The organism is Phormidium sp. CCY1219, assembly GCF_055795085.1.
Map to the genome: position 1 here is coordinate 1 of NZ_JAYFEQ010000439.1, position 8,657 is coordinate 8,657.

7 protein-coding genes are annotated in these 8,657 nt (G+C 49.5%); 4 read left to right on the plus strand and 3 right to left on the minus strand.

The features are described from left to right. Positions 1-424: 424 nt before the first annotated feature. Complete coding sequence (locus AC0QH1_RS10275; protein WP_324630993.1) at positions 425-1,327, minus strand: DUF5895 domain-containing protein; 903 nt, start codon at positions 1,325-1,327, stop codon at positions 425-427. A gap of 200 nt (positions 1,328-1,527) precedes the next feature. On the opposite strand from AC0QH1_RS10275, the gene AC0QH1_RS10280 reads away from it, so the two are divergent. Then, on the plus strand, positions 1,528-2,505 hold the full coding sequence (locus tag AC0QH1_RS10280; RefSeq protein ID WP_324630994.1) for a WD40 repeat domain-containing protein: 978 nt from the start codon (positions 1,528-1,530) through the stop codon (positions 2,503-2,505). Between the two features lie 118 nt (positions 2,506-2,623). On the opposite strand, the gene AC0QH1_RS10285 is transcribed toward AC0QH1_RS10280, so the two are convergent. Then, a complete protein-coding gene (locus AC0QH1_RS10285; RefSeq protein WP_324630995.1) occupies positions 2,624-3,472 on the minus strand; it encodes a hypothetical protein in 849 nt (282 codons plus the stop codon). Between the two features lie 379 nt (positions 3,473-3,851). Further along, the gene (locus tag AC0QH1_RS10290; RefSeq protein ID WP_324630996.1) at positions 3,852-4,421 is read right to left on the minus strand and encodes a plasmid pRiA4b ORF-3 family protein; all 570 of its coding nucleotides are present in this window, start codon (positions 4,419-4,421) and stop codon (positions 3,852-3,854) included. Positions 4,422-4,887: 466 nt separating this feature from the next. On the opposite strand from AC0QH1_RS10290, the gene pdxA reads away from it, so the two are divergent. The 3 genes from pdxA to AC0QH1_RS10305 all read left to right on the plus strand — a co-directional run bounded on the left by pdxA (position 4,888) and on the right by AC0QH1_RS10305 (position 7,988). Beyond that, on the plus strand, positions 4,888-5,949 hold the full coding sequence (pdxA, locus tag AC0QH1_RS10295; protein WP_324630999.1) for a 4-hydroxythreonine-4-phosphate dehydrogenase PdxA: 1,062 nt from the start codon (positions 4,888-4,890) through the stop codon (positions 5,947-5,949). 243 nt (positions 5,950-6,192) lie between these two features. Continuing rightward, a complete protein-coding gene (locus AC0QH1_RS10300; protein ID WP_324630997.1) occupies positions 6,193-6,333 on the plus strand; it encodes a hypothetical protein in 141 nt (46 codons plus the stop codon). A gap of 869 nt (positions 6,334-7,202) precedes the next feature. Beyond that, complete coding sequence (locus AC0QH1_RS10305; RefSeq protein ID WP_324630998.1) at positions 7,203-7,988, plus strand: COP23 domain-containing protein; 786 nt, start codon at positions 7,203-7,205, stop codon at positions 7,986-7,988. The last annotated feature ends 669 nt before the right edge of the window (positions 7,989-8,657 follow it).

Below are 8,657 nucleotides of genomic sequence, written 5' to 3' on the forward strand. Positions count from 1 at the left end.
TCGACGGTGCAGGACAACCGCTATGCAATCAAAGCATTGCATAAACGCCCTGCCTCGCCCATCCGTTTCCTTGATTGTAGCCAATACAGATTAGATTGTCAACCGATGAAGGCAAAAATTTTGCCGCCGAAGATGAGGGGAATAGGGTATTAGTTCAGTGGCAATTAGAAAGTTTTGTCACCACCTATTGACCTGCTGACCAACCGATTAGCAACCTGACGTTTTTTATGCTCTTTATTTACGATTGAATCGACGCTCTAGCATGTCAAGTAAAAGCGGGATTACCCTGGGTAATGCTGACCCTAATACTGCGGTTTGTGGGGGTAGGTGGGTTAGCCCACCTACGGGTTTTACTGCGGTTTGTGGGGGAAATTTGGGTTAACCCACCCTAGGGATTTACTATGGTTTTCAGCCCCCCGCAATTTTAATAGGGAGGTTCCGGATAATCCTCATATTCGTCCTCATAAATATAGGCGCTGGCATCAAATCCACTGGTGGGAGTTGCTGGGGTTTCCATCTTCAGGGTTTCCACTGTTGGAACATCTTGACCGAAGTCTTTATATTCCTCAAAGGTTTCGCAAATGAGTTTGGATTCCTCGGAATTGGTGGGAATCATATAATCCGGTAAGGTACTGGCGGTAGGATGTTCGTAATCGGTGGTATCGGTGACCCAAACGGTGTTGTTTTCCACTTCTTTTTGTGAGGCTTCAAACAAGGGGCAAAAAATACCGTGAGCGTGAAATAGCGGTCCTTTTGGCGCGTTAGGTTGGTTGCGAAAATCGGCGTATGCTTGCTCTAATTCGGCGGTAAATCCGGTGATTTGACCGTCTTTTCGGTAACGATAAGCAATGCCAAACCCTGCTCCTGCAGACCCGCTTAAGGTCAATCGCAAGGGCAATTTATGCAGGAATTTTTTGTCTTGACCGACTAGGAAAATCAGATAGCGGGTGAAGGGTTTGTATTTCAGACGATTGGCTTTAAATTCATCGTACATATCCATCAACCGCCCGAGAACTTCGCCTGTATCGCGCTCTTTAATACAGATGGGGCCTTGTCTGACGATGGACAATCTCGGCGTGGTGGTAATCAGTAGATTTTCCACGTCTCCGGTGCTAAATTCGTATTCGATGGGCTGCCAATTTTCATCGGGCACAAACCCAGCGGCGTTGACTTGTTCTAGTTTAATGGCTAACCCGAATGGTTTGAGTCCGTCGAGACTCGATTTCGGGTTAAGCATCTGACACCAGGGCAATACCGTGGAAGGGGGGGCCTGGAATTTTTCATCCTCGAAGTCGAATGTGGCAGAGGGATTCATTTGTGTAGGCATTGTTGTCTGTTCGGATCGAGTGTACAAGAGATTTTCCACGGGTGGAATCTCGGGGCCAATTTCTTTGGCGGGGGAGGGGCGCGCGGGTTTTGGGTGCAATGCCCCTGAGCGATCGCGTTCGGGATGGAGGCGATCGTGGTAGGATCTAAAGTTTCTGGGGCAGGGTTGTGGGAAAATCCCTGGGCAATTGAAGGCTACCCTTGCCTTCGGTCTACTACAATCCCGAGAAACCCGACAGAACGTTTCATCAGTGGCCGCGCGAACTTAATCTTATGGTAAAATACGACAAGACTTGGCAATGTAACGATACGCTCTCCGGTCATTCTGCGGCAGTTGTCTCCCTTGCATTTAGTCCTGACGGACAAACGTTAGCTAGTGCTTCTTTAGACGCTACCATTCAGCTTTGGAACCCTCACCAAGGGAAGGAAGGCAAAACGCTCATTGGTCATGAGGATTTTGTGAATGCGATCGCATGGAGTCCAGATGGCAAATTGATTGCCAGTGGAAGTCTCGATCGCACGGTTAAATTATGGAACCCGAGTACGGGAGAAGAACTCCACTCCATTGCAGCTCATTCAAAACCGATCGAGTCGGTGGCGTTTAGTGCCGATGGTCAAACTTTAGCCAGCGCCAGTTGGGATAAAACCATTGGACTTTGGCAGGTAGAAAACCGGGAAAAACGGTTAACTTTTAAAGGCCATTCTAAACCGATCGTTTCGGTTGCTTTCAGCCCGGATGGTCGAACCGTTGCCAGTGCGAGTTGGGACTTAACGGTGAAACTCTGGGATTCTCATACAGGTCAAGAATACCATACTTTAACCGGTCATGCCAACCCCCTGGAAGGCGTTACGTTTAGTCCGAATGGTCAGGTGTTAGCGAGTAGCAGTTTGGACAAAACGGTGAAGCTTTGGAACCCGAATAGTGGAGAACTTCTCCGTACCCTCACCGGGCATACCGATGGAATTAGAACTCTGGCGTTTAGCCCGGATGGGGAAGTTTTAGCCAGTGCAAGTAGTGACAAAACGCTCAAACTGTGGTCTGTGGAAACCGGCGAAGTGTTAGCCACGTTGCGCGGTCATTCCAGTTATGTGTTTGCGGTGGCGTTTAGTCCCGACGGTAAACAATTGGCGACGGGAAGCGATGATAAAATGGTGAAAGTTTGGCAGGCGATCGCGTGATTTTTTGGCCTAAATTGTCGCGAAATGACCACCAGCAGCAGGGACGATAAGTCGCCTTTGGACAAGGGGAAGTTCCTCCTACCGGGTGAATGCAAAACCGCGTTTTATTCACTGCTGGTTAGGAGGATTCTTCTTCCTGGTTTTTGGAGGACAATTCGGCTTCTCCTTGGGCTTCTAAATACTCGTAGTTGGGATATTCGCTAATGGGGGATTCGTGGTTGGTTATTTCCACGCCGGCGTTGGTCAGCATCCGATCCAATCCGCCGAGAATTCCCGCTACTAAGGTGTTAAAATGTCCTACGGAGTGGGCGAGCTTTTGTAGGTCGCGGTGTTCCCAATATTCTGCATCATCGATGACTTCTTCTAGCATGCCGAGTTCTTGGGCATGATCTAATAGTTTGATAATCAATCCGTGACATTTGAGGAAATGTTCGATGCCGCCATATTTGGGATTGCTGGCATATTGGGTTTTGCAAAAACCGGACCAAGACCATGATGGTAAATCGGTGGGGAGTACCTCATAGTTTTCTTCGCGATCGCTGGGTTTTTTCATCTTCTTTTTATGTTCGAGCAACTCGTGCAACGTCAGGAAACTTTTTTCCTCTCGTTCTTTGTCACTCATGCGGGGAATCTTAATGGTTTTGGGAAATACGGCTAAACCCAACCGGGCGCTTTCACATCCTTCTCCGGGCCAGACGAGAAAGGAAATCAGATGTTCTGCGTCTACATGATAGGTGGTATTACCTCGGTGTACCCCCCGGGCTGCTTCCAGTTTCAAGAATCGATCGGGGTCGTCGAAATCCTCTAGGTTAAAGCGACATTCTTCTTTGCCTTTTAATTCTACCAATTCGCTGACGTTAGCAAATGGCATGTCTAATGCTATTTGATGCAAGGCGGTTATCTTTTCTCGCGCCAGTTCTTCTGAATCGGTTTCAAATTTTAGTTGATAACTGATGGTTAGCCCCATTGGTCATTTTCCTCTTGCTTTTTTTACTAATTTTTGCGCTTATCCTCCCGATTCATTTGCAGAAAAACGCCTGGTTTTGCGTTTTTCCCTAGGGAACAGCAAATCCTCTCAAAGGCTTCCCCAAACCGCTTTGGCGTGGGATGGCGGATGGAGGGGCGGATTGAGTTTACCGGGGGAGGAGGATGTAAAAAAACCGATGCTTGATGCGATCGGGGTTCTTATGGATTTTGTAGTTTTGAAATTAAAGTAATTATATCAAATAATCGGCGAACAAGCAAGAAACTTTAGATTTTTTTTAGAGGGGGGTGCGATCGCTCCTCGGAAACCCCAAAAGAGCGATCGCGCCTGAGGTGGCACCGATGCGATCGCAGCTATTAATTTAGCGGATTTGTTTGAGTTCGCGGTTGACTTCATCGATGTCAAACGCTTCGGGGTCGAAATCTTCTCCCAACCATTCTATGGTTTGTTGGTAGTCGGGGTCTTCTGGATTTTGAATAATTTCGAGCAAATCGGCATATCCGCGAATTCCGCCGCATTCTTCTGGAGGACAAGCGCGATCGCCCCCGATACATCGCGGATAATGGACACCTGATTCTGGAGGCAGAATTTTTTCGATTTCAATATCGTGAAGCCACTGGTCATCTAGGTTGTATTCATAAATAAAGTGGGTGTTTTCTTCTGGCATCAAGTCGTCTAATCTCGCCCGCCTTTCGGTTTTGAATTCTAGGCCATATTCCGGATGAGATTGGCCATAATGGGTGCCGTTGATGATAAACTCATGCAGGTGAGTATTCGTCCAGCCCATGACGATTTGCAAAATCCGCTGTAGTTTGTACAGGGTGATATGGCTATCTACCTGAATTCGCCGCAGAATAGGCGGTTCGCTGCCTTTGAGCCAGATTTTGAGCTGATAAATTGAATGGCGATCGGATTGGGTGGTTTCGGTCATTGCACGTCAAAACTCTAAAAGTTTGGTGTAATTGGTTTTCCGGTGTTTAACACATAAGAAAAAAGGGAACTATGGTTTTTTGGCGCTATTTTCGGCCAAACCCGTCCCCTTCTAATATAATATCATAAGAGCTGGGAAGCCGGGGGGCAATAATTTTAGGTTTTCTTCAGAAAAGCAGGCGCAGACGATCGCCAATCCACGGGCAAGTGTTGTGGCTTCACCTCGGTGTAATCCCAGTTTCAGGTATCAGGGAAACGGCGATCGCCGCCTGAGTCTGCCTTTTCCCGGCGAGGGTTGATTGGCTTTTGGGCAAGGGTTGCGATCGCCAAACACAATTGGCGCGCAATGGCAAGAATTTTTTACAAAACTTCATAGAAAAACGGCGTTTTCAGGTATGATGTGAAATGGCAATTAATATTTTTTCACCGATTCTGTGTTGTTGTCGCGATCGCAAAGTGAAACTGTGATGGAAACTACAAACTCCACCCCCTCCCCCGGGCAAACTCGTCCCCGGATCGCTCTCACCATTGGGGATCCCGCCGGAATTGGATCCGAGGTCATCTTGAAAGCTTTGGCGGATCCGGAAATCACGAGCAATTGCCAGATTGCCGTAGTGGGGACTCGCCAGGCGATCGAGCAAACCTACCAGCAGCTCGATCGACAGCAATGCGCGGCGATCGCTTCTCCCGACGAGTTAGAGATTATCGATATTGAAAGTGCGAGCAAAAACATTGTGCTAGGTGAGGGCAATGCGGCAAGTGGCGCAGCGAGTTTTGCCTATATGAAAGAGGCGATCGGGCGTACCCTCGCCGGCGAATTTCAGGCGATCGTCACCGGTCCGATCGCCAAAAATTGCTGGAAAGCAGCCGGACATCACTATCCCGGACAAACCGAACTCCTCGCCGAAAGTGCGAACGTCAGCCGCTTCGGAATGCTATTCGTCGCCAAATCTCCCCACAGTGGTTGGACCCTCCGCACCCTCCTCGCCACCACTCACATTCCCCTGCGCCAAGTCCCCGACGCCCTCACTCCCGACTTACTGAGTTGGAAACTCGACCTGTTTATCGAATGCTTGCGCCAAGATTTTGGGTTAGAAACCCCCCGGATTGCCATTTCCGGACTCAACCCCCACAGTGGCGAAAACGGACAACTCGGAACCGAAGAAAGAGACGGGTTAATTCCCTGGATTGAAGAACAACGGCAAAGTTATCCCACAGTAAAAATAGACGGTCCGGTTCCCCCGGATACCCTCTGGGTTAAACCAGGTCAAGCATGGTACGGTTCCGCCACAAATGCCCATGATGGCTATCTGGCTCTCTACCACGACCAAGGATTAATTCCAGTTAAATTAATGGCCTTCGATAAAGCAGTCAATACAACAATTGGTTTACCGTTTATTAGAACCTCTCCCGACCACGGCACCGCTTTCGATATTGCAGGCAAAGGCATTGCGGATTGTGCGAGTATGAAATCGGCGTTGCAGTTAGCTGCAGAGTTGGCAATTCAGCGCATAAATGGGGGGAATTGACTCAGTAATTCTCGCAATTCAAATCCCCAAAACAGCCACAAAAAACCCCTCAAATTTGCCATTCCTGCGTTGCTTTGCGCGAAAGCCCGTCAGCGCGCATTTGGCAAAAGCAGAAATACTATCAAATCCGGTTGGTAAAAGCGGTTTTTAGGGTGGGTAGTTCCTTGAATCAGTTGCTATTGGCACTTCGCTCATCTGGCTTAAGCCCACCCTACCCACTGCGGTGGCTCAGTAATTCGCTCAATGAAAATGCCCAAAACAGCCGGGGAGGGAGAAGATGATTTGCGATCGCGAGATCGGGTTCAAGAACCGATAAAAGCTTGCATTCAATCAGCGTTGCAATTATCGGGAACCATCGCTATTCTCTGCTTTAATGGATTGTAATTTCTTGCCGTTTTTAACCACCAGGGAAATCACCGCCTCATAATACGGTGAGTCTAAGGGGGTTAAGTGTGACTTGTTGCCGGTACAAAACCACAATTGGTAATTGCTTCAGCTAGACATTTATTGATTTCCTTATTTGTAGGGGATCCTGCTTCTGCTGTATCATTGCCTGCGATCGCCTCACCGGGGTGGTGGGGTATCCATCGAGGGGGCTGGATTTGTTTACTTGCAGAGGGATGAGAAACCTGTGGCGGGAGGGTCGCCGCAGGTTTGGGGGTTACCCGATCGCTGCCCCGAAGCCCTCACTCACTCTCCACCGCAGGTGCGATGGAAGCCTCTCGCATGGGTCTTCGTGAATTTTAGCGGGCATGACGTTTACCTCGTCGGTGGAATTTAAAGATTAAGGGCTATCAGATTAACGATCGCGGATTTCGGTCGTCCGGGTTGTCATTATCAAATTCAAAGATAATTTGGATTGCTGCAATTGGAGGACTCGGAATGTTTGCAGGCGGAATAATATGTCTCAATAATCCATTGCGATAGAAGCTGGACTAAACGAACTGTTGGCCAATTAATTGACCGGATGGGGGAGGAAAAATGGCCGGGAGAGAAAAACAAACCCTGGAGATAGAAAGGCAGGCAAAAACTGACGGCCAGGTGCAGAATCTTTTTCCTTGCCATTACGTCAAGGAGAATAGAGTCCCTACTCTCTATCGCGGTTCTAAGTATTTTGAAGGTGCTGGGGATAACGGCACCTCTCGAGTTCGGGAGGATTCCCGGACGAGAGAAGCAAGTAGGTGGGGGCATCGGTGGGGGGTAGAGGGGGACTAGAAAAGCGATTAAACGAAAAAATTTAGGAGAGACTTGAGATGAGATCGAAACAACAGAAATCCCCGTTTGCAATTGCCACCTCAGCAGTTCGGGGAATGAGTTTATGTCTCGGAGTGGCGTTTGCTCTGAGTTCTGGTGCCACTGTGGTAGCTCAGGAGATGCCCAGACCGAATAACGTTCGGATTCCGCCGACGAATACCCCAACACAAACTGGTGATGGGTCCGATGGAGAAACGCCGAGTGCGAGTAATGCGCGGTTTACCTGCGAGGTAGTGGAGGGCGAGTACAAGGTGATGTACCACCCGCAAAGTCAACCGGGCGAGTCCTATGAGTGGGCGCAACCGAGTCGGTTAGGCGGGGGGTGGACGCCGGAACGTCGCTGCAATGAGATTGCCCGTCGGTTGGAGTTTTACCGAGAAGACGGGATGAAAGAATTGGCGATCGGGGTGGAAAATGGCTACGACATTATTTGCGTGACCACGGAGGTTAACGCCAGTTGTCAGATCGTGCTGACAGTTCCCCCTGGAGAGAACCCGGAATTGATTCGCGATCGCGTGTTTGAAAATTTGACCGTTGCCGATCGCGGGGGTCAAACTGAAGCGGTGAATGCGATCGTGGATACGGGCAATGGCGGATTGATGGGAACTCTGGAAGATGCGATGGGGATCCAGTTGCCTCGGGGGGGTCATTCTCCTCAAGTCAACCCCAGTAATATCAATTTGCGGCCTTTCCTGGATCCGGCGGATGGGGGAACCGGTGCGAGATTAATGGAAAACCACTCCAGCGGATCCTCGCGGGAACTCAACCCGGAGAATTTCCGCTAACTGGGGGAAAAACCAGAATCGGATCTTGTGGAATGGAGAATTTGCGATCGCCTTTTCATCGGTGCTAAGTTCTTCATTCTCCCCGCCGAGAAATACATTTAATCTGCTTTCCTCGCGGGCGTGGTGCGTGCGGCTAATATAAACTCCTCTTTAGTCCCGAGGAGTTTTAGCCGCACGCACTTTAGCATTTTGATGAGCTGGGGATGCAATTTAAACGCATAAGCAGTCATGCAAAATAAATTGCCCATCGATTTTTGAGGTTTGTCGGGTGGGCAGGCACGAGAACTTCCGGGGCGCGAGGCACTTCCGAAAATGGCGAGGCCCACCCTACCCTCTGGGGATGCAATTTAAACGCATACTACACGGCGGTTAGAGTAGGTTTCCCCCGATCCCCTGAAAGAGGCGATAAGAGCGCGTCTCTCCAGGAGTCGGGACGGTGAATCATCTCCAAGCGGAATGCATGAAAAACGGTATAACCCGTTAGGATCCCGGCAAGTCGAAATCGGTGGGGGAATCCCGCGCAGTCAGTTCGCGGTTGTACTCAACGGTTGTACTCATCAAAATAGTAGGAATCGCGGTTGTACTCGTCCCGGGGCGAGGAATTGCGGTTGTACTCATCGGAAGGGGAGGAATCGCGGTTGTACTCCTCCCAGGGCGAGGAATTGCGGT